Here is a 25,172-nt window from a genome sequence, read left to right as displayed (position 1 = left end):
TTACGTCAGTGAACAGCTGTAACGACGGAGCACGGGAAATGGCCGCCCTGAAACAATGGTTTTACAGTGTGTCAGCACCTTAACCCACCCCCGCGTTCGCGACCACAAGCACACTTGGTCATTTTCAAGGCGGCTTATAACTGAACATCGCAACGTTTGTTGCACGCGCATCAAACCAATGTTCGGCAACACAGGTCTGAGCCCATACCACCAACGAGTGCGCACACATGCTGATTGCCGTGTTGATTTTCATCGTCACCATCACCCTCGTCATCTGGCAACCCAAGGGCCTGGGCGTGGGCTGGAGCGCCTTGCTGGGCGCCATCGCCGCGCTGCTGAGCGGTGTGGTAACGCTGGGGGATATTCCTGAGGTGTGGCACATCATCTGGAATGCCACGGCAACCTTCATTGCCTTGATCATCATCAGCCTGCTGCTCGATGAAGCCGGCTTTTTTGAGTGGGCAGCCCTGCACGTGGCCCGTTGGGGCGCCGGCCGGACGCGCAGGCTCTTTGCCTTGATCATCCTGCTGGGGGCGGTGGTGTCGGCGCTGTTTGCCAATGACGGCGCGGCCCTGATCCTCACGCCCATCGTGATTCCGATGTTGCTGGCGCTGCGCTTTTCGCCGGCGGCAACCCTGGCGTTCGTCATGGCGGCCGGATTCATCGCCGATACCGCCAGCCTGCCGCTGGTGGTCTCCAACCTGGTGAATATTGTCTCGGCGGACTATTTCAAGATTGGCTTCAACGAATACGCCTCGATCATGCTGCCGGTGAACGTAGTCAGCGTGGCGGCAACGCTGGCCATGCTGATGTGGTTCTTTCGTAAAGACCTGCCAAAGACCTACGCGCTTGATCAACTGCGCAGCCCGACCGAAGCCATCCGCGACCGCGCGACGTTTATCGCCGGCTGGTGGGTATTGGCGCTGCTGTTGATCGGCTGTTTTGTCATCGAGCCCCTGGGAGTGCCCGTCAGTGCGATTGCGGCAGTCTGCGCGCTGATCCTGTATGTGATTGCCGCCTGTGGCCACACGATCAATACCGGCAAGGTGCTCAAGGGTGCGCCGTGGCAAATCGTGCTGTTCTCGTTGGGGATGTATCTGGTGGTGTATGGCCTCAGGAATGCCGGGCTGACCGACTACATCGCGCAGTTGCTCAATGTCTTCGCCGGCTACGGCGTATGGGGCGCGGCGCTGGGCACCGGGCTGCTGACCGCGCTGCTGTCTTCGATCATGAACAACCTGCCTACCGTGCTGGTCGGTGCGCTGTCTATCCATGCCGCCGAAGTCGATGGCGTGGTTCGCCAGGCGATGATTTACGCCAACGTCATTGGCTGCGACCTGGGCCCGAAGATTACCCCGATCGGCAGCCTGGCCACGCTGCTGTGGCTGCATGTGCTGGCTAAAAAGGACATCACGATCAGTTGGGGTTACTACTTCAAGACCGGCATTGTGCTGACCCTGCCCATTCTGATCGCGACCTTGTGCGCGCTGGCCGTGCGGCTCAGTGTCTGAACTCAGCCGTACCGGCTCGCTTTCAAGCGCACCTGCGGCATGACCGGCCGTACCGGCAACACCGCCGATTGCAGCTGTTTGCCCGCCGGATGTTCAAACTCAAGCTTTGATTGTACTGGGCGGTCTTCGACGATACGCCCGCCGTCGAGCAACAGCACGCGCTGGCAGAAATACTGCACCAGACTCAGGTCGTGGCTGATCAGCACAAACGCGGTGGCGCTGTCCCGACGCAAGGCCTCCAGACGTTGCAGCAGTTGCAGTTGCAACACACGATCGAGGTTCGACAGCGCCTCATCGAGCACGATCAGCGCAGGCGAGATGGCCAGCGCCCGGGCGATATTGGCGCGTTGCAGCTGGCCACCGCTCAGTTGCTGCGGCAGGCTGTGCGCGTGTTCGGGGCGCAGGCCCATCTGTTCCAGCAACTGCAAGACGCGCGCGCCCTGCCCGGCCTGGTCCAGATCGCTCAGGTGGCGCAACGGTTCGGCGATGCTCCAGCCAATCGTACGCTGCGGGTTGAAGGCGCCGGGAGCGTCCTGAAAGACCAGTTGCACCTTGCGCTGAAAGTCACGCGCCAGCTCGCCACGCAAAGCGCTGACGTCTTGCCCGGCAAAGGTGACCTGCCCGCGGCTCGGCTTTTCCAGCCCCAGCAACAACCTGGCCAGGGTGCTTTTACCGCTGCCGCTGCTGCCGAGCAGGCCCACCGACTCACCGGCCTGCAGGTGCAGGTCGATGCCATTCAGCACGGGCAGCCAACCGCGCTTGCGCAACAGACCGCCGGTGCGGTAACCGTGATCGACTTGATGAACGTGCAGCAGGCTCATGACGGGCTTCCGGTGAGAATCTGATGGGCTTCAAGCAAGGTTCGCGCGGTATTGCTCTGCGGCCGATCGAACAGGTCGTGTACATTCTGGCGTTCGACAATGCGCCCGGCGTCCATGACCACGACCTGATCGGCGCAACGCGCGACCACGCCCATGTCGTGGGTCACCAGCAAAACCCCAAGCCCGTGGCGCTCGACCAATGCCATCAGCAGATCGAGAAAACGTGCCTGGCTCAGCAGATCGAGGTCGCTGGTGGGTTCGTCGGCCAGCAGAAATGGCGTTTCGGCCATCAGCGCCAGGGCGATCATCATGCGCTGGAGCATGCCGCCGCTGAGCTGAAAGGCGAAGGATTCCAATACCCGACGGCGGTCACGCAGCCCCACGGCATCCAGGCATTCATCCATGCGCTGACGGGCGACGCGGCCGGTGATACCGCGCGGTTTGAGCGTTTCCAGAGCATGCGCGGCCATGCTGCGCACCGGGTTGAACGCACTGCGCGGGTTCTGCAGCACCAGGCTGGCCAGCCGGCCACGCACTTGAGCCGCTGCAATCGGCTGGCCATCAAGCAACAAATGGCCACCGGTGCGCAGCAAGCCCGTCGGCAACAGATCGAGCAGCCCGAGACAACTCAAGGATTTACCCGAGCCGCTGCTGCCGACCAGCGAGCAGACTTCGCCGCGCCGCAGTTGCAGGTCTACCTCATGCACCAGTACGCAGGTCTGGCCCTCAATGCGCAGCCCGCGTATTTCCAGGGTCGATGCGCTCATTCAGTGGTGCTCCGCAGTCGGGTCGAGGCGGTCGCGCAGCGCATCGCCCAACAGGTTGAAAGCCATTACCGAGAAGAAAATCATCAGCCCCGGCAACAGCAGCAATTGCGGGTGGCTCCAGATGAACTCCTTGGCGTCGTTGATCATGACGCCCCACTCGGCGCTGGGCGGTGTGACGCCAAGGCCGAGAAAAGACAGCCCCGAGACATGCATCATCATGTGGCCGATGTCCATGGTCGCCAGCACCAGCAAAGGGCCGGCGATGTTCGGCAGTACATGCTGGCGCAGCCGGGTCCAGCGCGAAGCACCGGCCAGCCGTGAAGCCTGCACGTACTCGCGCCCGCGCTGGGCGATCACCAGGCCGCGCACCATGCGCGCATACCAGGCCCAATGCGACAGGGCGATGGCGACGATCACATTAATCAGGCCCGTACCCAGCAGGGCGACGAAGAAAAACGCCAGCACCAGGGTCGGAAAGGTCATGAACATGTCGCACAGGCGCATCAACAACAGGTCGGTGCGCCCGCCGACAAAACCGGCCACGCCACCGACCGCCAGCCCCAGGGCAAGCACCAGTGCCAGGGTCAGCATCACACTGCCCAGTGACAGGCGGGTGGCGACGATCAGCCGCGAAAGCAGGTCGCGGCCCAGATGATCAGTGCCCAGCCAGTGGCTGGCATCCGGCGTTTGCAGGCGCTGGCCGAGATCGACCAGGTCCGGGTCGTGCGGCGCGATCCACTGGCCGAACAACGCCAGTACGACCAGCAGACCGACCAGTAGCATGCCCGGTAGCAAGCGGCCATAACCCGCCAACACAGGTCGACGCACAGTTGAAATAGCCTTCATGCGCTCACCCCTTGCTGGCGGCTGCGCGGATCGAGCCAGGCATAGCAGACATCGACTGCCAGATTGCACAGCATCAACAGCCCGGTCAGCAGCAACGTGAAGCACTGCATGACCGGAAAGTCGCGGTTAAGCACCGCCGACACGGCAAAACGCCCGACACCGGGCCAGGCGAAAATGGTTTCGATCACCAGCGCGCCGCCGATCAATTCACCGACATGCATGCCGGTCGCGGTCACCAGCGGCAACCAGGCATTGCGCAGGATATGGTCGCGCCAGACCCGCCGTTCGGGCAGGCCGCGGGCGCGGGCGTACGTAACATGTCGCTGGCCGCCGGCTTCGAGCAGGCTGGCGCGCAGCAACCGGGCGTTGATCGACATCGACATCAAGGCAATCGCCAGCACTGGCATCAGCAGATGCCCGGCCGTGCCGCGCCCCAATGGCGGCAGCCAGCCCAGCCACAGCGAGAACAGGGCAATCAGCAGGAAGGCCAGCCAGAAGTTGGGCATCGACACGCCGAAAAAAGTGATCACACGCACCGCATGATCAGGCCAGCGGCCTTGCCAGCGAGCGGCCAATAGTCCCAGCGGAATCGACAACAGCAGCGTGCATACCAGCGCCAGGCCGCCCAGTTGCAAGGTGGCGGGCAGGTAATAAAGAAGATCGTCGAGCACCGGGCGGCCGGTCATATAAGAAATGCCGAAGTCCAGGTGCAGTGCTTTCCACAGCCAAGTGAGGTATTGCTCATACAACGGTCGGTCCAGCCCCAGGGTATGGCGCACCTCGGCGACCGCCGCATCGGTCGGCGGGATATGCGACAAGCGCAAAAAATCCAGCGCAGGATCGGTGCTGCCCAAGTGCAACAGAACGAACACCAGCAACGAAACGCCAAGGATCACCGGCACCAGCAGCACCAGGCGCAGGCAGATATAGCGCAGCATGTCAGCGCTCCTGTTTTGGGGTCATGACTTCGAACGGCACGTCAAACAGCGTGCTGCCGAACTGCACGTGGCTGACCGTGTCACGCCGCACGCTGATCGCGGTCAGGTAGGAAATCGGCAGGTACACCGCCTGCTCGTGCAGGGTGCTGAGGATGAAACGGTATTGCTCGGCGCGCTGTTGCTCATCGGTGCTGACCAGCACCTGGCCGATGCGCCGGTCCAGCTCATCCTTGATTGCCAGGCCGCGCTGGGCCATGTAGTCGGCGTGGCCGGCGTAACGCATCGAGCTGACGAACGAGTGCGGGTCGTACGGCGCGCCCCAGGTGTCGGCGAAGATCATCCCGAAGTCGCCCTCACGCTGACGTCGCACCATCGCGCCCTCCTCCACGGCGCGCAAGACAATCTGGATGCCGACCTTGGCCAGCTCACCCTGCAGCACTTCAGCGAGGCTTTTCTGCAAGGCGCTGGTACCGAGAAACACCAACTCGATCGACAGCGGCGTGCCGTCCTTGCTGCGCACCGAAGCACCGGCAGCAAGCGTCCAGCCGGCGGCGTCGAGGCTGGCGCTGGCCTGGCCAGGGTCGAAGGCGTAAGGCTGCAGATTGAGGTCGGCGTACGGCATGTTCGGCGCGAACAGCGTGTCGGCGCGCGGCTCCAGGCCATAGAGGATCTTGTCGATAATGGCCTGTTTGTCGACGGCCTGATTGATGGCCTGGCGCACCGCAAGGTCGCCGGTGGCGCCACGGCCGGTGTTCATCGCCAGAGTACGAGTGGCCAAGGGTGCCGACAGTGCGGTGGCAAAGCCCTGATCGCGCAAACGCACGAACGTGCCGGCGGTAATCTCGCCGGCAGCGCCCTGAATCAGTTCAAGCTCGCCGGCTTGCAGGGCCAGGGCACGGCTGTTGGGGTCGGGAATGACCTTGACCATGACCTCGCCATAGGCAGGTTTCGGCCCCCAGTATTCGGGATTACGCACGAAGCGGTCGTATTCGCCCAGGCGAGCTTCGGTGCGCATCCACGGCCCGGTGCCGGCCGGCTGGCCAGGCGTTGCCTGAGGTGAACCGAACCGCAGCGGGCGAACCTGCGCCAGCTCCATCAACGTCGGGTAATACGGGCGCTTGAGCACCAGGCGCAGGGTCAGGCGGTCGGGAGCCTCGACATGATCAAGCGTGGTGACCAGCTCCAGCCAGCGATGACGTTGGCTGTTGGCCAGGACCGCATCCAGATTGGCCTTGGCGGCAGCGGCATCGAACGGCGTGCCATCACTGAAACGCACGCCGTCGCGCAGGGTAAAGGTGTACGTCTTGCCGTCGGCGGACACCTGCCAGGCCGTGGCCAGCCAGGGCTCCACCGTGCCGGCGGCGGTGTAGCGCACCAGTGGCTCGTAGACCATGGCCTGGGCGTACATCTGATTGGGCGAGTAGCCGCGCGGATCGAGCGGCCCGGCATTGACCGGCCAGGAATAGACCAGCGTCGGGCCGTGAGCTGTGGTGCTGGAAGCTTGCGCAAACACGCTTGCACCCAGCAAGAGAATGCCCCAGAGGGCAGGCTTTCGTTTGCCAGGCTGCTGCTTCACACTGCGTCCCCCACTTCAACGGAGGCGGTAGCCTAAAGAGCGGTGGGTATGATGTCCATAAAAAATCATCTTACTGGAAGTAACAAAATGCAACGAATCACCATCACGCTGGACGAAGAACTGCTTGAGGTCATCGACCGGCGGGTGGTGGAGCATGGCTATCAAGGCCGCTCCGAGGCCATACGCGACCTGCTGCGCACCGGCATGCGCGAGTCAGAGCCGCTGGCGCAGGATAGCGAATGCGTGGCGGTGGTCAGTTACCTGTACGACCACGAAACCCGCGAGTTGCCCAAGCGCCTCAACCAGACCTTTCATGCCCACCACGACCTGACCCGCTCGACGCTGCATGTGCATCTGGATGCCGGCCATTGCCTTGAAGTGTCGGTGCTGCAAGGACAAAGCGGGCAAGTGGCCGAGCTGTCGCGCCAGTTGATGACCGAGCGCGGTGTCGAGCACGGGCAGGTGCAGATGATGCCGGCGCCGGGCAAGGTGAAAGCGGGTCATTGATTCGGGTGAGTGATTGTCATCCGTCGCTCATCAAGGCCGTAGGGTAATTCCTAAAGATCTGGAATTACGCCCCAAAAACGAGTCATCGCTTGTTCATCGCCTGTCGGTTCACTAACCTGCTGCGTGATGACAGTGTCAAGAATCGTGTCAAAAGACCGATATCTGTCAGGTTAGCGGCCTGAACAGGACCACTTGTCCACTTTGAAGTGACGCCCGACTGATGCTGATGATTAATGCATGCATTGGATGGCAATCGCGTCCTTAAGAACCGAAATGCCCATGGATGGTGCAAGAGAGGTGATTCTTGATTTTTTCCGAACAAAAAGTGGCCCAGATGGCGGCCTTCTTTTTGGCTCGCCGTGAAGCCCCGATGGCTCACATCAAGCTAATGAAGCTGCTGTATCTGGCTGATCGCTTGAGTATGGAACGGTATGACGTTCCTATGACAGACGATGCTCAATGCAACATGAAAAACGGCCCCATCCTGTCTGCAACACTCAACCTTATGAACGGGACCAGGCAGAGCAAAGCATGGAGTGCATTCGTTTCTCCAATCCATAATTTTGAGGTCAGCCTCCAAAGAAACTTTGCCTGGGATGAACTGGACGAGCTTTCTTCTGCCGATGTCGCCCTTTTGGATGAAGTATTTGAAAAGTATGGACACATGACTCGCTGGGAGCTCGTCGAGTTCGTCCATCAGCTTCCCGAATGGGAGCATCCTGGCAATTCGAGCAAAGCGATTGACGCCGAGGTGACCTTTCAGTCTTTTGGTTTCAGCAAGGACCAGGCTCAAGAAAAAGTTGAGATGCTTCATGCCCGCCATCAGCTAGGTCAGAAACTCTCAGAGATGTCGTAATGCCCAGGACTGTTTTTCAGCAAGGAACGCTGTTGATACAAACCGGGCCATCACATCATCTTCATATCGTAATGAATGACCCTGTGTTGTGTGGTGAGTTAGGTGAACTCAGCGTATTGGTAGTCAATATTTCCTCTGTTAGAGACAAAGACGGAGGAAAACATGATCCGACATGCATTCTTCCTGCTGGTTGTCATCCATTCGTCCGCCAGAATAGTTGGGTTGTGTACGGCGAAGCCGTCGTTCTGCGCCTCCCTCGTCTGGAAGCCGATATTGCCGCAGGCGGCACTACTCCTCGCCCCCCAGTGAATATCGATGTCTTTCGCCAGGTTCGATCAGGCTTTGACGTATCGCCTCGGGTGAAGCCCAAGATCGGCCGATACCTACGTTGTCATGGAATCTGAATCATCGATTTCTACGGTTTTGTCTCTGCTCCCTCACCCGCCGTATCGATACTCACCACCACCGACATCCCCGGCCTTAGCCGTTTGGCCAGTTCCTGCCCCACATCCACGCTGATGCGCACCGGAATGCGCTGGGCGATTTTCACAAAGTTGCCCGTCGCGTTATCCGCCGGCAGCAGGCTGAACTCGGAACCGGTGGCCGGCGAGATGCGCTCTACCCTGCCCGTCAGTTTCTGGTGATTCAGCGCGTCCACGGTGAAGCTCACCGGCTGGCCGAGTTGCACATGGGCCATCTGGGTTTCTTTCATGTTGGCAATCACCCACAGCGTGTCGGGCACCAGCGCCATCAGTTGTGCGCCGGAGTTGACGTAGGCGCCGAGGCGTACGCCGATTTGCCCCAGCTGCCCGTCGCGCGGGGCGGTGATGCGGGTGTTGTCCAGATCGATGCGTGCCAGTTCGACGGCGGCCTGGGCGTTGACCACCTGCGCTTCAAGCGAGTCGCGGTTGACGATGACGGTTTGCAGGTCTTCCCTGGCGATCTGAATGGCAGCGCGGGCCTCGGCGACGGCGGCTTGCGCCTGGGCGTCGGCGGCGCGGGCGACATCGAGCTCGCTGCGCGACACCGAGCCGTCGGTGACCAGTGCCTGGCTACGCTTGAGATCGGCGGCGCTTTTGCGGCCCTGGGCAATGCTGCTTTGCAGGCTGGCTTCGCGCTGGGCAATGGTCGCCTCGGCGCTGCGCCGTTGTTGCAGGTTATTGGCCAGGGCCGCCTTTTGCACGCCGACCTGGGCCAGGGCCTGCTCAAGCCGTTGTTTGTAGATACGGTCATCGAGTCGCACCAGCAGGTCGCCGGCCTTGACGTGCTGGAAATCCTGCACGGTGACTTCATGCACATAGCCGCTCAATTGCGGCCCGATCAACGTGGTCTGGCCGCGCACCAAGGCGTTTTCGGTGCTCTGCACCTCGCTGGTGAACGGCGGCAGTTCCCAGGCGTAGAGCACCAGCAGAATGCCGCCGATGGCGATCAGAGCGAACACAGTGCTGGACAGCACGCGGGCACGGGTCGAGCGCGGGCGAACGGTGGGTGGCGAGGTCAATGGCGCCGGCGGTGGGTTGCTGGCGGCCGGGGTTGATGCAGGCGGATCGTTGCGGGTCGTGTCGTTCATGAATTCTGCGCACTACTGGAGGAAACGGGTGCCGCAGACAGCGGCGCGATAGGTTGGGTGGTCATTTTCAGCCACAGCACGCGAAAGGTGATCCACAGCATGGTCAATATCGCGATGAGGGCGATGAGCATGAACACATCGTTATAGGCCAGCACATTGGCCTCGCGGGTGGCGGTGCTGGACAGCGCGCGCATGGCTTGCGAGGTGCGCGCTGCCGGGTCGGCGATCACGCCGGCGTAGCTGGCCGCGCCACTTTGCAGACGGGCTTGCACCAGCGGGTCGAAGAGGGTCAGGTGTTCGACCAGATGGCTGGAGTGAAACTTCTCGCGCACCACCTGAAAGGTGCCCAGCGCCGCCGAGCCGATCAGGCCGCCAAGGTTCTGGGCGATCCCGAACAGCACCGAGAAACTGACCATGTTGCGCGGGTTGGCCAGTACGCCGCTGATGCCCATCACCAACGTCGGCCCCAGAAAGAAGGTGCCGCCGAAGGCCAGCAGGAACTGGCTGAGGTACATGTTTTCCGGGCGGGTCTGGTAGGTCGAGCCGCTGTCCATCCAGGCGCCGGTGGCCATCATCGCCAGCGACACCAGCAGCGGCTTGACCAGGTGCGAGGGATGAATGGTCAGGGCGCTGACGACCAGCCCGGCGATGCTGCCGACCAGCATCACCAGATACAGGCTGTGCAATTGCTCGCTGCCCAGGTTCAGGGTCTGGAAAAAGCCCACCGCGCCCACGGACTGCTCCGACAGCACGATGCGAAACAGCATGACCGCCAGACCCAGGCGCAGAATCGCGCCGCTGCCCAGCCAGCGGGTGATCAGCAGCGGGTTGCGGCGATTGTGTTCGATGGCCAGCCCCGCGCAGATCAGCGCGATGGACGCCGCCGACGCAAGACCGATCCATGGCGCCTCCAGCCACCATTCGATGCGTCCCAGCGACAGCACCGCACACAACAGTGCCACGCCGGTGGCGAGCAGGCCGAAGGTCAGGAAATCGAGTTTTTCAAAGGCCTTGAAGCGATCGCCCGGCGGCAGCTTGAGCAACAGCACGCAGCCCAGCGAGAGCATCGCCATGCCCAGCTCGAACAGGTACAGGCCGCGCCACTCGGCGATCTGCAGCAAGTCTTCGGAAATCAGCCGGGCCATCGGCGTGGCCAGTTGCGCGGTGCCAAGGCCCAGCACCAGTGCCTTGAGCCGCCACTTCTGCGGGAAGGCCTGGATCATGTAATACAGACCCAGCGTGCTCAGCGCTGCACCGACCATGCCGTGGGCAGCGCGCACGGCAATCGCCGAATCGATGTCGTTGACGAACAGATGGGCCAGGGTCACCAGCGCATAGAGCACCAGAAAAAGCTCGGTGAAGGCACGCAGCCCATACTGCTGACGGAACTTCACCAACAACAGGTTCATCGAAACATTGGTCATGACGTAGGCCGCCGGTAACCAGGCGATGTCTTGCGATGTCGCGCCCAGCGCGCCTTGCAGGTACGGCAGGTTGGCGACCACCAGGGCGTTGCCCAGCCCGCCGGTCAACGCCACGATCACGCCCACCAGTGCATAGGCCCAGCGCTTGCGGGTCGAATGCAAGGGGGTAGAGGGCGAACCCGGCATGGTCGGGCGCTCGTGGGGCTGCCACTGGCGCGGTGCGTATTTATCGTTCATGAGCAGGCTTTATCAGAGGCAGACCTGGAAAATTCAAAGGTGTGACATTGGCAGCCGCCGGAATGCTCAGCGATGTCTGCAAATACCCGTCAATGTCAGCAGTGAAGCTTAATCGGGTGTAAAGCACCAGAGGCACTCAAGGGTTGAGTCTATGCTGTGGCTATCGACAAAAACGTCAGGTGTTCGGGCCGGGCACACCGCGCACGACCCGCAACAAGAACCAGAACAAGGAGTTCATCATGAGTTCACCGGCTTCATCCTCGCGCGCCGCGTCACACGCCAGCCAGCCGTCCATCCTGATCGATGTACGCAATCACATCGGTCATCTGGTGCTCAACCGCCCTGCCGGCCTGAATGCGCTGGACCTGCAAATGGTGCGCACCCTGCAATTGCAGCTTGATGCCTGGGCCGAGGATGACAACGTGTACGCCGTGGTGCTGCGCGGAGCCGGGGACAAAGCGTTTTGCGCAGGCGGTGATATTCGCGCGCTGTACGACAGTTACACCAGCGGGCATGACCACCACCTGCGTTTTTTCGAGGAAGAGTACGCGCTGGACCTGACCATCCACGATTACCGCAAGCCGGTCATGGCGCTGATGGACGGCCTGGTGCTCGGCGGCGGCCTGGGGCTGGTGCAAAGTGCCGACCTGCGGGTGGTCACCGAGCGCAGTTCGCTGGGCATGCCGGAGGTGGCCATCGGTTATTTCCCCGACGTGGGCGCCAGCTATTTTCTGCCGCGCCTGCCCGGCGAACTGGGCCTGTACCTGGGCGTCAGCGGTGCACGCATCGGCGCGGCCGACGCCTTGTATTGCGGGCTGGCCGACTGGCACATGCCCAGCCAGTCGCAGGCGCGCCTGGACCACATGCTCGACCACCTGAAATGGAAATCCGCGCCGCTCAAGGACCTGCAAGGCGTGATGGCCAGGCTCGGTACTCAGCGCCTGCCCGACCCGCCGCTGCAAAGCTTGCGTACCGCCATCGATCACTTTTTCGCCCTGCCCGATATCGCCAGCATCATCGAACAGTTGCAGCAGGTCACTGTGGCTGGCAGCCGGCAATGGGCGCTGGACACCGCAGCCGCCCTGCAAAACCGTTCGCCGCTGGCCATGGCCGTGACTCTGGAGCTGTTGCGCCGAGGCCGGCAATTGTCGCTGCAGGAATGTTTTGCGCTCGAGCTGAGCCTGGACCGGCAGTGGTTCGAACACGGCGACCTGATCGAGGGCGTGCGTGCCCTGATCATCGACAAAGACAAGCAGCCGCGCTGGCAGCCAGCCACAGTGCAGGCGCTCAAGGCGGAGCATGTGCAGCGTTTCTTCATTGAATCGGAGGGCTGATCGTGCACGACATCGAACTGAGCGAAGAACAGGTGATGATCCGCGACATGGCCCGCGATTTTGCCCGTCATGAAATCGCCCCGCACGCCAAGGCCTGGGAACAGGCCGGCTGGATCGACGACGCGCTGGTCGCACGCATGGGCGAGCTTGGGCTGTTGGGCATGATCGTCCCCGAGCAATGGGGCGGCAGTTATGTCGACTATGTGGCCTATGCGCTGGCGGTTGAAGAAATCTCTGCCGCCGACGCGGCCACCGGCACACTGATGAGCGTGCACAGTTCGGTGGGTTGCGGGCCGATTCTCAATTACGGCAGTGACGAACAGAAAAACACCTGGCTGGCGAAACTGGCCACGGGCCAGGCCATTGGCTGCTTTTGCCTGACCGAACCGCAGGCCGGCTCCGAAGCGCATAACCTGCGCACCCGCGCCGAGTTGCAGGGCGAACAGTGGGTACTCAACGGCGCCAAGCAGTTCGTCAGCAATGGCCAGCGCGCGCAACTGGCCATTGTCTTTGCGGTGACCGATCCTGCGCTGGGTAAAAAAGGCCTGTCGGCGTTTCTGGTGCCCACCGATACGCCGGGCTTCAATGTCGAGCGCCGCGAGCACAAGATGGGCATTCGTGCCTCGGACACCTGCGCGATCAGCCTGACCGACTGCCGCATTCCGGCCGCCAACCTGCTGGGCGAGCGCGGCAAGGGCCTGGCCATTGCGCTGTGCAACCTGGAAGGCGGGCGCATCGGCATCGCCGCCCAGGCGTTGGGCATTGCCCGTGCGGCATTCGAGGCGGCGCTGCTGTATGCCCGCGAACGGGTGCAGTTCGACAAGCCGATCATCGAGCACCCCAGCATTGCCAATCTGCTGGCCGACATGCACACACGCATCAATGCCAGCCGGCTGCTGGTGCTGCACGCCGCACGCCTGCGCAGCGCCGGCCTGCCCTGCTTGTCCGAAGCGTCGCAGGCCAAGCTGTTTGCCTCGGAAATGGCCGAGCAGGTGTGTTCAAGCGCCCTGCAGATTCATGGCGGCTACGGTTATCTGGAAGACTATCCGGTGGAGCGTTATTACCGCGATGCGCGGATCACCCAGATCTACGAAGGCACCAGCGAGATCCAGCGCCTGCTGATTGCCCGCGAGCTGCGTCACTACCTACCGTAAAGCCAGGTCGGCAAACGGCCCCTGAATTCAAGGCCGCGTGGAGAACCTTTCACGGCCCAGCAGGCTGATGAACAGGGCCACGGAATCGGCATTCTTCAGCATGATCTGACTGCGCTTTTGCGGGTTCTCATAGAACACATCCCGCGCCTCTTCAAGGCTGCTCTTGCGCGTAATGGCAAGGATGCTGGCCTTGCCGTCCTTGTCGCGCCGACGCAAATCCTCCCACCCTCCTTCCTTGAGCTGGCGGAACAATTGATTGCGATCGGTATGGAAGGACAGAGTGCGCTGCTGGGCGGCAACGACTTGGTCGCGCACACGCTTTCGGTAGCCTGCGGTGTCTTCGAGCATGTCGATGTATGGGCTGTTGGCGTCGACATAAGCGATGTCATCGGTCTTGCAGTACAAATGGGACAACTCATGCAACAGCACCACCGCCCGATGGTGCGTGCCGTAATTGAAACTGCTTACCCGCCAGGCCCTGCTCTTGAGACGGAACACCGGCGTCTGAAAGAAGCCTTCGGTGAGGAAGATGCGCTTCTGCGAATCGGTATCGAAGGTAAATGCCAGTGAGTCCTCATGACCCAGCCTGCTCAAGCCCACGACGTAACGTTCTGAGCGATAGGGCGACAGTGAGTTGTCCAGCAGGCCTTTGTAGATGGCCTTGATCGTGTGGCTGATGGTGTCGTACAGCAGCTCGTCAGGTTCAGGAACGCTGAAAAAATCGCCAATGATCTTTTTGCTGCGTTCGCTGCGAAGGTTGGACGGCGCATGCGGTGCCAGATTATCCAGGCAGTTCTCCAGATAATGGCGGGCCTGTATATGGGCGTCGGCAATGTACTGGGATTTGTCACGAAACTTCTGGCGAATTTCCGGCATGCCGCGGGCCTGGACGATCATGACCTGGTCGACCTCGCTGTCCATTGCCACTTCACGGACACGACTGACCACACCGCCTCCGCCCCTGAGCCCGCCCGTCAGGCTTACCTCCCACTGGTGCTGTTGATTGAGCCTGATGGGAGGGCCTACCCGGTCATCGATCACAATGTAGGAGGCCTGGGCGCTGAACAGAATCTGATAGACCTGCCCTCCAACCCCTGCGTAGCGCTTGTCGGTACGGGTATCCAGATAAACGTTGTACGCCTCGTCTTTTTGCAGGGTGTTGAGCACGACATCGTGGACTTCGAATTGGCGCAGGCGGACCTGCATTTCCGCACTCAGGACATTGTTGCCCCAACTGAACACCGGAAAAGCCACCGGCTGTGCTGCAACTTCGGCTTCGACCTCAGGCTCAAGCTCAAGCTCAAGCTCAGGCAAAGCCTCGGCATCAGGTTGTATCTGCACGGTCTCAAGGCTTGAGAGCAGCACACCCAGAGCGGTGATGAATTGCATCAACGCCTGGCCCCACTGCTCTTTCGATCCGGACTTGAACGAGTCGTGGAACAGGTCCTTGGCCTGGTTTAACGCCAACAGAAAACCCACCCGCCCCGGCAACAAGGCCAACACTTGCTCGCCCCCCAGCAGCATCAGATAGTGCGAAGACAATCGATCGTTTTCCGCCGTGCTGACGCTGTCCTGCCTGGCGTTCGACATGAGCGTTTGCACCGAGTCCTTGAACAGCAGCTGCATGGCATTGCCTTGAAACGGCGTGATCTTGATGTTGACCGGCGCCGGTGCACCAAAAGGGACATCCAGGGAAGATTCGACACTGAATGGCACATGAGGCTCGATAAACCCGCCGTTGTCGTAAAGCTTGCGCGCATCGCTGTCGAGCCTGCCAAGGATGAACGCTTGCAGCTTCTGGTCGGTGTGCAGATCGGCCAGCAGTTCTGAACGGTCGGCATACTCTTTGAACACAAACCCTTCGTACAGAATCATGTAGAGCACCCACGGACCGCGTTGCGGCTCGAGGGGGGCGATGACATAAGCGCCGGTGACGCAATGGGGTGCCAGCCCCTGATCCTCGACCCACAGTTGCAGCGGGCTGATGATCACATGGCGTCCAAGCATGGGCAGGCGGGCCAATGCGTCGGGCATGGTCATCACTGCGCCGATGAACAGGAAGGCTTCGCCGCTCAGCTCACCGGATATCTTCAGCCTGATCGCCTTGAGCATCTCTGTCAGCGGTATCTGCCGGCAGAAGTAGCCTTGACGTATCAGGTAATCCACGGCGTCCTCAGACAGGTCGAGCTTCAGCTGGTCGCGGTATTTGGTCGCCACATCCAGAGAGTCGACCAGGCTTTTCAAGGCCTGCATACCAATGACGCCGTCGAGTGGCTGTCCTTTGGCATCAGACAGGCTGGTCAGCCCATCCTGCAGATGAGCAAAGCGGTTGATGGCGTAGTCGGTCAGGGTTTCAGTAACCCGGCTGGTCGCCGCCGCCAACCCGCTTGGAATCTGTCCTATGCCGACCGGCGGGGCGGTGTAGCGGGTCGAGGTGACCATGATCTGTTCGGGATCCAGAGAATGCCCCGGATAATCGGCATTCAGCCTTGCCTGCACTTGCTCACGCGCGTAATCGGTCAGCTCGGGTATCCCGTACAGGTAATCAGGCTGGGAGGTGAAGACCATGAAGAAATTCCGGACCAGCCAGCTCAACACAATCAGGTCCGGTATCGAGGCCGTCCTGACCCAGTCAGGAAGACTCAGCTTGCTGAGCAAGGCTTCGAGCAGCGCGGCCACATCGTTGAGCTGGTGGCGACTCATGTCATCGCTCTCGGTCCCGCCCAGGGCGTTGCGCATCGTCTGCGCATCCAGTTGCCATGTGCGGGTGCTGTGCAGCATGTCCATGACTTCCAGCCTGTTGCGCAAAAACTCTGCCTGTTGCAGCGCCTGAATGAAATGGCCATCGACTGTGTGCAACTGCAGGGGCAGCACAGGCACATCTGCCCGGTTGAGATAGCTGCGCATTGCCGACCGGTCTGCCGGTAGCAGCATCTCTTGCCAGTGTTCGAACCAGTCGTGATAGCGCAACCGGTAATTGAGCGCGTTTTCCAGGTCAGCCAGCGAATCATAGCCTTCCAGCCCCATGTACACCGACCACAGGGCGATGCGCCCGGCGCCCGAGCTTGCGCGCACCACAAAGGTATTGCTCAACTCCATGGCCGGCAGGTTCGATGCCAGCTGGCAGTGCAACGTGCAGACCTCCAGGCGTTGATCGCCATCGGCCAGGCGCAACCGGCCAAGCGGACGGTCCAGCACACGGCCAAGCATGCTCTTGATGTCCTTGTCTTCTGAATCCAGGCGCCGCTCCATGGTCATTTCGAAGCGCAGGGCACGCTCGCGAGTGATGACGGCCAAGGCGCCGGGGTCCACCTGCCTGTCCTGGCTGCGTATCGTTCGGGTACTGAACCTGCGTGTCTGGCGCTCATACAGCCGGGTGAAATCGTTTTGTACCAGTACCAGCACTTGCTCGATCAGATCAGGCATCAGCCCCGCAACAGCCTGGATATTCTGGGGATCGACCGAAGTGGTGCCGATACGGCTTGCTTGCGTAAAAGGCTGGCGGTTGAAGCCGTTGACCTGTTCCAGGGCCACATCAATCAGCGATTTGTGGCTCTGATCCGCGTAGTCGACGCTCAGCTCGCCTGCATCGATCGGCACACGGTCGAAAATGGCCAGGTAACGATTCAGCGCATGCCGCACACAGCCCTGCGGTCCCTCGTGCAACAGGCTTTGACGCTCGATCAACCCGTCCAGCTTCTGCACCTGATCAAACCAGGTACCGGTGTCCTCCAGCACGATGCCATCGATCGCCTGGCCGGGCGCTAAAGTGTCGAACGGCTCAGGCCGCAGCGCTGGCTGGGCGTTGGCGGGCCAGATGTGCGCAAACGTCCAGAGCCCGGCGCGCCAGCGACCGGAATCATGCGATGCCAGCAGACGACGATCGATCAGGCCGCGCACATCCAGCGCATCATCGACCCTGACCGGCAGGTGCGGGCCGGCAATCGTGGGCAGGGTCAGAACATGCGCCAGGTTACGTTTGTTCAGGCCAATGATCGTATCGATCACCTTGAGTGCCCACGGCGACTGCAGCACTTCAAGGTGCAGCGAATAGTCGCTACGTCCCTTTACCAGAAAGTGGTCATTCAGCGAGGTATGGCACAGCAGCTCGACCTGGCCTGGATCGCTGATCAGGTGACGGATCAGCTTCTTTTTGCTCTCGAGGCGGCGCAATCCGTGCGAGGTCGAATACATGAACAGCACAGGCTGTTGCGCGGCCTGAATCTCGATCAGCAGCATGCCCGCCAGCTTGACCGGCTCCTGATCGGTGAAGCGCAAGGCCATGCGCTCGACCCTGATCGATTCATCCGCCAATACCGCCCGGCCCGCGTAAGGCAACATGCTGAGCCGGGAATATTCCTCGGCACTCAAGCGCCCGGCAGCGCGCTCATGCAGCAACGTCTGGCGCAAGAACCCGGCCAGCGCACGGGCCATTGTTTCGCGTCTGGAAAATCCCCCGGCCTGAATGTCGTTCCAGTAGTCGGCCAACAAGCGCTCATAGACTTGAGGTAAAGAGGCCGGGGTATTGGCCAGCGCCTGAATATAGGGGCTGGCCTGATCGTGCGTCAGCCTTTGCCCTTGTTCGCCCAGAAAGCGCTGTTGCAGTGGCGGCCTCAGCGGCTGGCCACTGAATAAATCGAACGCGGCCCCGGCGAGGCTTTGGGTACCGCCGACGCACTCTGTTTCTGTGCTCTGCCCGACATTGTCGATCTTGACCACTTGCAGCAAATGGCTGAACACATCGATAGCGGTGCCGGGCAGCATCGATGCGATCTGCGCCTGCAAGGCTGTGCCGAGCGCCTGATGCAAGGTTGGCAGCTCATGCAGTTGGTCGAGCAGGGTGTCGAGATGGTGGCTCTGTTGCTTGAGTGTTACCAGCATGCGCTGCTGGAACAGGCTGGCGTCGACCCGCTCGACCTCAAGCCCTGAGACCGTAGAGGCGCCAAGGGCAAATCGCTGTGTCAATGCATCGACCAGTGCGGCGCGATCGGCAAATCGTTCGATGCCCGACAGCAGCGTGCTGAGAAACACAGGACCGGCTGTGACGGTCGGGTCGGTGATCATCCAGGCGCTGGCGAGTTCGTCATGCTCAGGCATGGCATCGTCGATCAGCAGCTTGTCGACCCTGGGCATGGCCGAGTGATCGACGACCGTTTGCAAGGGCGCGTTCAGGCGCGCGAGCCATTGGCTTTGCGTGACGTCGATACGCGAGGCGCTGAGCGCCTCCTGGATATCCTGGGTAAAACGCGCGCTCAACGAGGCGCTATAAAAATAAGGAGCCGTCATGGGTCTTTTCCTTTTGCAGAAGGAAAAGAGCTTACGCAGGACCTGATCAGGCCCTGCGCTACATATTAATGTTGATCAGCTGCGGTTTTTCTCGACCCAGGCGGCGAAGGTATCAATGAAACTCTGCAGAAAACTGCGGGTGCGCTCGTTCAACTGACCGTTGTCGTCGAAGCTGGCGCCGATGTTGCCCAGATAGGCTTCGGGTTGCTGCAGGCAGGCGACATCGAGAAACACCAGCGACTGGCGCAGGTGATGGTTGGCACCAAAGCCGCCGATGGCACCGGGAGATGCGCTGACGACTGCGCCCGGCTTGCCGCTGAAGGCACTTTTGCCATAAGGCCGCGAGCCGACGTCAATGGCGTTTTTCAGGGCGCCTGGCACTGAGCGGTTGTATTCGGGGGTGACGAACAGCACGCCGTCGGCTGCTGCCAGTTTTTCACGAAAAATGCTGTAGGCTGCCGGCGGGTTCTCGCCGTCGATGTCTTCGTTGTACAGCGGCAGGTCACCGATTTCGAGAATGTTCAGGTTCAGGCCTGGCGGCGCCAGTTCGGCGAGGGCCAATGCGACTTTTCGGTTGATCGACTCTTTTCTGAGGCTGCCGACCAGTACGGCAATGGAATGGACCTGACTCATGAGAACTCCTGCTCTGCGATTTGAAGAGTCATGAGTTATAGATCAAGTGCAGCATTGAGTGTATGAAGCCTGTGCTTTTCTTTTTGCAACTGCACAGGGAGGCGGCCAGGCGGCGAACTCAATTTCGTTTTGGTGGTCTACAGGGCCAATTGGCAAGCAAAATCCGCGGTTCTTTACAGAGGTTCAAGGCAAATGGCTTCAGTTATGGTTGGACAGTTTCAGGCAAGAGATGCCGAGGGGCGCGTCTACCCGATGCATGAATTCCAAGAGGCAAAGATTGATGAAGCCGGTGGTGCGAGCGTGGTGACCACTTACCGTCTGGCGATCGGCGACCGGGTCAACCACCTGGGTGGCGATGAATTCGAGCTGGTACAAAGCGGCATCAAGATGGTCCGCATCGTCTGATGATTCGGGTCTCTGCGAGCCGCCCGGCGCGGCTCAGGAGGCCTTGAAAATCAGGTACCAGAAGATTCCGGTTTCGCGGGTTTGCGCATCGATGCCTCGATAACACAGGTGATCGACGCTGCCGACCACAAAACCGAAGCTTTCATACAACCAGCACGCCGCCAGATTGTTGTTCTGGGTTTCCAGTACAACCCCCGCCAGATTGCGCTCTTCGCTCCACACCCTTGCCCTTTCGAGCAGCAAACGCGCCACGCCCTGACGCCGCGCCGGCACATCCACGGCCAGCTCATCAATATAGGCAAAGCCGTTCCAGTGCATGCGCACCACGATGTGCCCGACCGCCTGCTCGCCCAGCCAGGCGACCAGCACCGTGGCGCGGCTGGCCTGACGCCGGTCGCAGAACTCCTGAGAGTCGATGCAGTAGTTCTTTTCGAAGGGCTCGACCTGATCCACCCGCCATGCCGCCACCGGCTCACCAACTTGCGCGTGGGCATAGCCATGCACCATGAAGGTGAAGTCGCCGTTCAGAAGATAGTCTTCGAACGTTTCGTCAGCGCTGCGGATGCTCAGAAAGCCGGTCATCGCCTGATCGACTCAGGCGTTGGCCGGTTGCCCGGCTTCCAGCAGTTGCGTCCATAACGATGGTGCGCCCGCGGCCTTGGCAATGATCGCCAGGCGCGCCTGGTGATCGGCCAGTTCGCTTTCAGTGGCGCGGATGATTCGTGAAGCCGGGCGGTCTGCGGGCAGACGGCGGATTTCACTCGGCCGGCTGTCGTCTCCCTCGTTGCCATCAGCGCCCTGCCCCGACAGTGACAAGGTGGTCTGGCCACCGGTCATTGCCAGGTAAACGTCAGCAAGAATCTCGGAGTCGAGCAAAGCGCCGTGCAGTTCACGGCCGGAGTTGTCTACGCCGTAGCGTTTGCACAGGGCATCGAGGCTGTTGCGCTGGCCGGGATGGCGCTCGCGGGCCATCAGCAAGGTGTCGAGCACCGTGCAGTATTGGGTAACGTCGGTCTTGTCCGACTGGCCGATCAGGGCAAATTCATTGTTGATGAAGCCAACGTCGAACGCCGCGTTGTGGATGATCAGCTGTGCGCCACGAATAAATTCGTAGAATTCGTCAGCGACCTCGGCAAAACGCGGCTTGCCGACCAGAAATTCGTTGGTGATGCCGTGCACGCCGATTGCACCTTCGTCGCTCTCGCGATCAGGCTGCAGATAAACGTGAAAGTGCCGGCCGGTCAGGCGTCGGCCGATCAGCTCGACGCAACCGATCTCGATGATGCGGTGCCCGTCGGTGACCGGCATGCCGGTGGTCTCGGTGTCGAGAACAATCGAGCGGTTATCGATATTTTGCAATGCCATGGTTCTTTGCCTCTTGTGCAGGCGGCGATCTTAACATGGGGTTACAGGGCATTGCGCCGGGCTGACCGAGGGACATCAAGCCTTGCCGCGCACTTCATCGACACCGCGATTGGCCAACTGGTCGGCGCGCTCGTTGCCAGGATGGCCGATATGCCCGCGCACCCACTGCCATTTGACCTGATGCCGATTGACCTGCTCGTCCAGCAACTGCCAGAGATCGGCATTTTTGACCGGCTCCTTGGCGGCGGTTTTCCAGCCGCGCTTCTTCCAGTTGGTCATCCACTCGGTGATGCCTTTCATCACGTATTGCGAGTCGGTGACCAGGGTCACTTCACACGGGCGCTTGAGCGCTTCCAGGCCACGAATGGCGCCGGTCAGCTCCATGCGGTTATTGGTGGTGTTGGCTTCGCCGCCCCAAAGCTCTTTTTCCTGGCCCTTGCAGACCAGCAACGCGCCCCAACCGCCAGGTCCGGGATTGCCCTTGCAGGCACCGTCGGTAAACAGTTCAACGGATTCGCTCATCAATGTTTTCCCAAATAACGCACTAAGGCTTGCGCATCGGCAGGCAGGGCTCAGGGTTCACAGCCGTCGCGGCTGACCTTGGCCAGCGGCATCGGGATCAGCTTGCCGAGGGGCTCGCGCCGCACCTGACGCAGCGGGCGCAAGCCCACCACCAGTTTGCGCGCGACCAACAGATAGAATCCGCCGCCCAGCGCCTGACGGCTGTGGCCCCAGCCTTCCAGCCCTTGCAGGCGCGCCTGCCAGTTTGCCGATGCAAACGGCGGACGATAGCACCCGAAGCGGCGCTTCTCCAGCGCAAAGCCCAGCAGGTTCAGCCAGTCGACGACCCGTGAAGGCGAAATGCAACGCGCCTTGCGCAAGGCGCCGCGGCTGAACACCCGGCGCAGGCCCCAGGTGCTCCAGGGATTGATGCCGATGATCAGCAAGTGCCCGCCGGGACGCACGCTGCTGGCGGCCTCACGCAGCAGACCATGCGGTGAAAGACAGAAATCCAGGCCATGCTGAAGCACCACAATGTCGGCGGCATGCTCGCTCAAGGGCCAGGCCAGTTCTTCGCAGACAATCTCTGTGCCTGGCAGCGGCGCACCGAGGCGCACGGTGCGCTGCACTTGCGGCGCCAGGGGCGGGTTCTGTGCCGAGGGGCCGTAATGCACCAGATAGCCGCCAAAAAAGCGCGCCAGTTCCTCTTCGAGTACCCGCCGCTCTTCCTCGACCAGCAGGTGCCCCAAGGGACCGGACAACCATTCACGGGCCGCCAGAGTCAATGCCAGCCATTGCGGATCGGCCTGGGCAAACACTTGATCGGTCATCGGTGTATTTCCTCCGGGAGCTTGCGGCTCGACGAGCCAGTGTACAGACCCTAAGATGCACTATTGTTCCTCGCCAAGCGAACTGCGCCATGATACAGATCCACGCCTTGCACGCTTTCAGCGACAATTACATCTGGTTGTTACAAGACCTTACGACCCGCCGCTGCGCCGTGGTCGATCCGGGTGATGCGACGCCGGTGCTGGACTGGCTGGAGCACAATCCGGACTGGCAACTGACCGACATTCTGATCACCCATCACCACAATGACCATGTTGGCGGCGTGGTGGCCATCAAGCAGGCGACCGGTGCCAAGGTATCGGGACCCGCCAACGAGACCATTCCCGCCCGCGATGTCGCTCTCAACGATAACGACCAGGTCGTTGTGCTGGGCCTGAGCTTTGACGTGCTGCTGGTGCCCGGTCATACCTCAGGGCACATCGCCTTCTACCACGACGACGCCGGGCAACCGCTGTTGTTCAGCGGCGACACCCTGTTTGCTGCCGGCTGCGGGCGCTTGTTCGAAGGTACACCCGAACAAATGCACGAAGCCCTGACCCGGCTGGCCGCCCTGCCCGCCCACACGGCCATTTACTGCGCCCACGAATACACCCTGAGCAACCTGCGCTTCGCCAGGGCTGTGGAACCGGACAACCGCGACATCGCCGAACGCTTCGAGCACGTCACCCGGTTACGCCAGCAAAACCTTATCAGCCTGCCGACCCGTCTGGACCTGGAACACCTGACCAACCCCTTTTTGAGGGTCCACGTAACATCCGTTAAAGAAAAAGCGGACGAGTGGAGCGGGCGAGACAACACGTCGCCTGGCGCGGTTTTTGCCAGCCTCCGGGCCTGGAAAAACGAGTTCTGAGGTGACCGCCCGGCCGCCCAAAGTTCCCTAAAGGTTGACCAGTGGCATCGCGCTTTCTAGAATCGCCCGACATTTTTGCCTGGATACACCCCGGACAATGTCGTCATCTACTGGAAAACCCGCAAGTTCCGACACATTGACGCGACTGGCTCAAGCCATCGCAGTGACGGCAAGCGCGCTGTTGGCAGGCTGCCAAAGCACCAGTCATGTCGAGCCCGAAGCCAACCCAACGACTTCGACCTCGACCTGGCGTGCCCAGCCCAACCTCGCGGCGGGCATCAAGCAGAAACCGATCTTCGCCCCTGCCCCATCCGTGCAGGCGCCACCGCAGGATGTGTGGGAACGCATTCGTCTGGGCTATCAGTTGCAGCAAGGCAACGATATGAACCCGCGCATCGACCAGCAGCGCCTGTGGTTCGCCAACAACCCTTCGTTTCTGGAAAACGCCGGCGAACGTGGCAGCCTGTACATGCACTACATCGTAGAGCGCCTTGAAGAACGCAACATGCCGCTGGAGCTGGCCCTGCTGCCAGTCATCGAAAGTGCCTACAACCCGATGGCGGTTTCTCGCAGCCAGGCTGTGGGCTTGTGGCAGTTCATTCCGTCCACCGGACGTTACTTCAACCTGCGCCAGACCGGCTTTTATGACGGGCGCCGCGATATTCAGGCCTCGACCAACGCGGCACTGGATTACCTGGGCCGCCTGCACGAGATGTTCAACGGCGACTGGATGCTGGCCCTGGCCGCCTACAACGCCGGCGAAGGCACGGTGAGCCGGGCCATCGAGCGCAACGAAAAGCTCGGCCTGCCGACCGATTACTGGAACCTGCCGCTGCCTCAGGAAACCCGCGACTATGTGCCCAAGCTGCTGGCCCTGTCGCAAGTGGTCCTGACGCCTGCCGCCTATGGCGTCAACCTCAACCCGATCGCCAACGAGCCGTACTTCGAGGCCGTTGCGGTGAACAAGCGTGTCGACCTGTCACGGGTCGCCAGCCTTGCCAATATCGATGAAGACGAGCTGATCCAGCTCAATCCGGCGTTCAAGAAACGCATGACCATAGACGGCCCGCAACACCTGCTGGTGCCGACCGCCAAGGCGCAACTGGTGACCGCCAACCTGCCGAACCTGAAACCTGCCGAGTTGATGGAGTGGCAGCAATACCGTGTCCGCCGTGGCGATACCCTGGAAAGCCTGGCCAAGCGGTACCAGGTATCGACCAGCTCGCTCAAAAGCAATAACCGGCTGGCAGGCAACGCGCTGAAAATCGGTCAGTCGCTGAGCATTCCGGCGCAACCGGGCGGTGTCTCGCAACCGGCGTTCGAAGCCCTGGCCAGCAATGACAAACCAGCCCGTTCGCGCACCTACCGGGTCAAGAACGGTGACAACCTGACGACGATTGCCCGCGCCAACAAGGTCGATGTCGAAGCCCTGCAGCGCTGGAACCAACTCTCCGGCCACCGCCTGAAAATCGGCCAGAGCCTGGTGATCCAGGACAACAGCAAGGCAGTCCCGGCCCGCAGCAGCGCCAAGGCCACAGCTGTCGCCAGCACCACCGGCAAAGATGGCAAGCCGATGCAGTACAAGATCCAGAAAGGCGATTCGATGTACCTGGTGGCCAAGCGCTTCAATGTCGAGATGAAACACCTCAAGCGCTGGAACCCACGCTCCGGTCAGGCGCTTAAACCCGGCCAGACCCTGACCGTCTACCTGCCACATTGATCTGCCGGCGCGCCAGCCCCGC

21 protein-coding genes are annotated in these 25,172 nt (G+C 61.2%); 8 read left to right on the top strand and 13 right to left on the bottom strand.

Going from position 1 to position 25,172, the window contains the following annotated elements; all coding sequences use genetic code 11:
* Nucleotides 1-227 precede the first annotated feature (227 nt).
* Nucleotides 228-1,511, top strand: a complete 1,284-nt coding sequence (locus ACYAS9_RS23155; RefSeq protein ID WP_463570651.1) for an arsenic transporter — start codon at nucleotides 228-230, stop codon at nucleotides 1,509-1,511.
* Nucleotides 1,512-1,513: 2 nt separating this feature from the next.
* Here the strand turns inward: ACYAS9_RS23155 and nikE are convergent, their stop codons facing one another.
* From nikE to nikA, 5 genes are read right to left on the bottom strand one after another with little or no spacing between them, the layout of a single operon-like run.
* On the bottom strand, nucleotides 1,514-2,332 hold the full coding sequence (gene nikE / locus ACYAS9_RS23150; protein ID WP_463570650.1) for a nickel import ATP-binding protein NikE: 819 nt from the start codon (nucleotides 2,330-2,332) through the stop codon (nucleotides 1,514-1,516).
* On the bottom strand, nucleotides 2,329-3,099 hold the full coding sequence (nikD, locus tag ACYAS9_RS23145) for a nickel import ATP-binding protein NikD (protein ID WP_463570648.1): 771 nt from the start codon (nucleotides 3,097-3,099) through the stop codon (nucleotides 2,329-2,331). Before nikD ends, nikE begins: the two co-directional genes overlap by 4 nt.
* A complete protein-coding gene (nikC, locus tag ACYAS9_RS23140) occupies nucleotides 3,100-3,945 on the bottom strand; it encodes a nickel ABC transporter permease subunit NikC (protein ID WP_463570646.1) in 846 nt (281 codons plus the stop codon).
* A complete protein-coding gene (gene nikB, locus ACYAS9_RS23135; RefSeq protein WP_463570644.1) occupies nucleotides 3,942-4,883 on the bottom strand; it encodes a nickel ABC transporter permease subunit NikB in 942 nt (313 codons plus the stop codon). Before nikB ends, nikC begins: the two co-directional genes overlap by 4 nt.
* Before the next feature lies 1 nt (nucleotide 4,884).
* Nucleotides 4,885-6,459, bottom strand: coding sequence for a nickel ABC transporter substrate-binding protein (gene nikA / locus ACYAS9_RS23130; RefSeq protein WP_463570643.1), 1,575 nt, complete (start codon nucleotides 6,457-6,459; stop codon nucleotides 4,885-4,887).
* Between the two features lie 87 nt (nucleotides 6,460-6,546).
* Here nikA and nikR point away from each other — a divergent pair, with 87 nt between their 5' ends.
* A complete protein-coding gene (gene nikR / locus ACYAS9_RS23125) occupies nucleotides 6,547-6,966 on the top strand; it encodes a nickel-responsive transcriptional regulator NikR (protein WP_463570642.1) in 420 nt (139 codons plus the stop codon).
* Between the two features lie 304 nt (nucleotides 6,967-7,270).
* Entirely contained in the window at nucleotides 7,271-7,822 is a 552-nt protein-coding gene (locus ACYAS9_RS23120) for a Panacea domain-containing protein (protein WP_463570641.1), read from the top strand.
* 415 nt (nucleotides 7,823-8,237) lie between these two features.
* Here ACYAS9_RS23120 and ACYAS9_RS23115 read toward each other — a convergent pair whose 3' ends face one another.
* Together ACYAS9_RS23115 and ACYAS9_RS23110 are read right to left on the bottom strand one after the other, a co-directional pair.
* A complete protein-coding gene (locus tag ACYAS9_RS23115; RefSeq protein ID WP_463570640.1) occupies nucleotides 8,238-9,392 on the bottom strand; it encodes an HlyD family secretion protein in 1,155 nt (384 codons plus the stop codon).
* The gene (locus tag ACYAS9_RS23110) at nucleotides 9,389-11,053 is read right to left on the bottom strand and encodes an MFS transporter (protein WP_463570639.1); all 1,665 of its coding nucleotides are present in this window, start codon (nucleotides 11,051-11,053) and stop codon (nucleotides 9,389-9,391) included. Before ACYAS9_RS23110 ends, ACYAS9_RS23115 begins: the two co-directional genes overlap by 4 nt.
* Nucleotides 11,054-11,292: 239 nt before the next feature.
* Here ACYAS9_RS23110 and ACYAS9_RS23105 point away from each other — a divergent pair, with 239 nt between their 5' ends.
* Both ACYAS9_RS23105 and ACYAS9_RS23100 read left to right on the top strand, forming a co-directional pair.
* A complete protein-coding gene (locus ACYAS9_RS23105) occupies nucleotides 11,293-12,387 on the top strand; it encodes an enoyl-CoA hydratase/isomerase family protein (RefSeq protein WP_463570638.1) in 1,095 nt (364 codons plus the stop codon).
* 2 nt (nucleotides 12,388-12,389) lie between these two features.
* The gene (locus tag ACYAS9_RS23100) at nucleotides 12,390-13,541 is read left to right on the top strand and encodes an acyl-CoA dehydrogenase family protein (RefSeq protein ID WP_463570636.1); all 1,152 of its coding nucleotides are present in this window, start codon (nucleotides 12,390-12,392) and stop codon (nucleotides 13,539-13,541) included.
* Between the two features lie 27 nt (nucleotides 13,542-13,568).
* Here ACYAS9_RS23100 and ACYAS9_RS23095 read toward each other — a convergent pair whose 3' ends face one another.
* Together ACYAS9_RS23095 and ACYAS9_RS23090 are read right to left on the bottom strand one after the other, a co-directional pair.
* Nucleotides 13,569-18,827 (bottom strand): dermonecrotic toxin domain-containing protein, encoded by a 5,259-nt coding sequence (locus ACYAS9_RS23095; protein ID WP_463570634.1) that lies wholly within the window; start codon nucleotides 18,825-18,827, stop codon nucleotides 13,569-13,571.
* 75 nt (nucleotides 18,828-18,902) lie between these two features.
* The gene (locus ACYAS9_RS23090; protein ID WP_463570632.1) at nucleotides 18,903-19,460 is read right to left on the bottom strand and encodes an NADPH-dependent FMN reductase; all 558 of its coding nucleotides are present in this window, start codon (nucleotides 19,458-19,460) and stop codon (nucleotides 18,903-18,905) included.
* Nucleotides 19,461-19,652: 192 nt separating this feature from the next.
* On the opposite strand from ACYAS9_RS23090, the gene ACYAS9_RS23085 reads away from it, so the two are divergent.
* Entirely contained in the window at nucleotides 19,653-19,865 is a 213-nt protein-coding gene (locus ACYAS9_RS23085) for a hypothetical protein (RefSeq protein ID WP_463570631.1), read from the top strand.
* A gap of 33 nt (nucleotides 19,866-19,898) precedes the next feature.
* On the opposite strand, the gene ACYAS9_RS23080 is transcribed toward ACYAS9_RS23085, so the two are convergent.
* The 4 genes from ACYAS9_RS23080 to ACYAS9_RS23065 form a co-directional block, all read right to left on the bottom strand.
* The gene (locus ACYAS9_RS23080) at nucleotides 19,899-20,447 is read right to left on the bottom strand and encodes a GNAT family N-acetyltransferase (protein ID WP_463570629.1); all 549 of its coding nucleotides are present in this window, start codon (nucleotides 20,445-20,447) and stop codon (nucleotides 19,899-19,901) included.
* Nucleotides 20,448-20,459: 12 nt separating this feature from the next.
* The gene (dnaQ, locus tag ACYAS9_RS23075) at nucleotides 20,460-21,230 is read right to left on the bottom strand and encodes a DNA polymerase III subunit epsilon (protein ID WP_463570627.1); all 771 of its coding nucleotides are present in this window, start codon (nucleotides 21,228-21,230) and stop codon (nucleotides 20,460-20,462) included.
* Between the two features lie 75 nt (nucleotides 21,231-21,305).
* Nucleotides 21,306-21,752: a ribonuclease HI gene (rnhA, locus tag ACYAS9_RS23070; RefSeq protein WP_459748976.1), complete on the bottom strand. Its 447-nt coding sequence runs from the start codon at nucleotides 21,750-21,752 to the stop codon at nucleotides 21,306-21,308.
* Between the two features lie 50 nt (nucleotides 21,753-21,802).
* On the bottom strand, nucleotides 21,803-22,561 hold the full coding sequence (locus ACYAS9_RS23065) for a methyltransferase domain-containing protein (RefSeq protein ID WP_463570626.1): 759 nt from the start codon (nucleotides 22,559-22,561) through the stop codon (nucleotides 21,803-21,805).
* Nucleotides 22,562-22,650: 89 nt separating this feature from the next.
* Here ACYAS9_RS23065 and gloB point away from each other — a divergent pair, with 89 nt between their 5' ends.
* A complete protein-coding gene (gloB, locus tag ACYAS9_RS23060) occupies nucleotides 22,651-23,430 on the top strand; it encodes a hydroxyacylglutathione hydrolase (RefSeq protein WP_463570624.1) in 780 nt (259 codons plus the stop codon).
* Nucleotides 23,431-23,527: 97 nt separating this feature from the next.
* Complete coding sequence (locus tag ACYAS9_RS23055) at nucleotides 23,528-25,150, top strand: LysM peptidoglycan-binding domain-containing protein (RefSeq protein WP_463570623.1); 1,623 nt, start codon at nucleotides 23,528-23,530, stop codon at nucleotides 25,148-25,150.
* Nucleotides 25,151-25,172 lie beyond the last annotated feature (22 nt).

This window comes from Pseudomonas sp. HP_08 (assembly GCF_055284095.1).
This window is presented reverse-complemented; position numbering and strand designations above follow the sequence as displayed.

Coding starts and splice junctions, on each gene's coding strand:
- ACYAS9_RS23155 (WP_463570651.1), top strand. CDS start 228: ATGCTGATTGCCGTGTTGATTTTCATCGTCACCATCACCCTCGTCATC.
- nikE (WP_463570650.1), bottom strand. CDS start 2,332: ATGAGCCTGCTGCACGTTCATCAAGTCGATCACGGTTACCGCACCGGC.
- nikD (WP_463570648.1), bottom strand. CDS start 3,099: ATGAGCGCATCGACCCTGGAAATACGCGGGCTGCGCATTGAGGGCCAG.
- nikC (WP_463570646.1), bottom strand. CDS start 3,945: ATGAAGGCTATTTCAACTGTGCGTCGACCTGTGTTGGCGGGTTATGGC.
- nikB (WP_463570644.1), bottom strand. CDS start 4,883: ATGCTGCGCTATATCTGCCTGCGCCTGGTGCTGCTGGTGCCGGTGATC.
- nikR (WP_463570642.1), top strand. CDS start 6,547: ATGCAACGAATCACCATCACGCTGGACGAAGAACTGCTTGAGGTCATC.
- ACYAS9_RS23115 (WP_463570640.1), bottom strand. CDS start 9,392: ATGAACGACACGACCCGCAACGATCCGCCTGCATCAACCCCGGCCGCC.
- ACYAS9_RS23110 (WP_463570639.1), bottom strand. CDS start 11,053: ATGAACGATAAATACGCACCGCGCCAGTGGCAGCCCCACGAGCGCCCG.
- ACYAS9_RS23105 (WP_463570638.1), top strand. CDS start 11,293: ATGAGTTCACCGGCTTCATCCTCGCGCGCCGCGTCACACGCCAGCCAG.
- ACYAS9_RS23095 (WP_463570634.1), bottom strand. CDS start 18,827: ATGACGGCTCCTTATTTTTATAGCGCCTCGTTGAGCGCGCGTTTTACC.
- ACYAS9_RS23090 (WP_463570632.1), bottom strand. CDS start 19,460: ATGAGTCAGGTCCATTCCATTGCCGTACTGGTCGGCAGCCTCAGAAAA.
- ACYAS9_RS23085 (WP_463570631.1), top strand. CDS start 19,653: ATGGCTTCAGTTATGGTTGGACAGTTTCAGGCAAGAGATGCCGAGGGG.
- ACYAS9_RS23080 (WP_463570629.1), bottom strand. CDS start 20,447: ATGACCGGCTTTCTGAGCATCCGCAGCGCTGACGAAACGTTCGAAGAC.
- dnaQ (WP_463570627.1), bottom strand. CDS start 21,230: ATGGCATTGCAAAATATCGATAACCGCTCGATTGTTCTCGACACCGAG.
- rnhA (WP_459748976.1), bottom strand. CDS start 21,752: ATGAGCGAATCCGTTGAACTGTTTACCGACGGTGCCTGCAAGGGCAAT.
- ACYAS9_RS23065 (WP_463570626.1), bottom strand. CDS start 22,561: ATGACCGATCAAGTGTTTGCCCAGGCCGATCCGCAATGGCTGGCATTG.
- gloB (WP_463570624.1), top strand. CDS start 22,651: ATGATACAGATCCACGCCTTGCACGCTTTCAGCGACAATTACATCTGG.
- ACYAS9_RS23055 (WP_463570623.1), top strand. CDS start 23,528: ATGTCGTCATCTACTGGAAAACCCGCAAGTTCCGACACATTGACGCGA.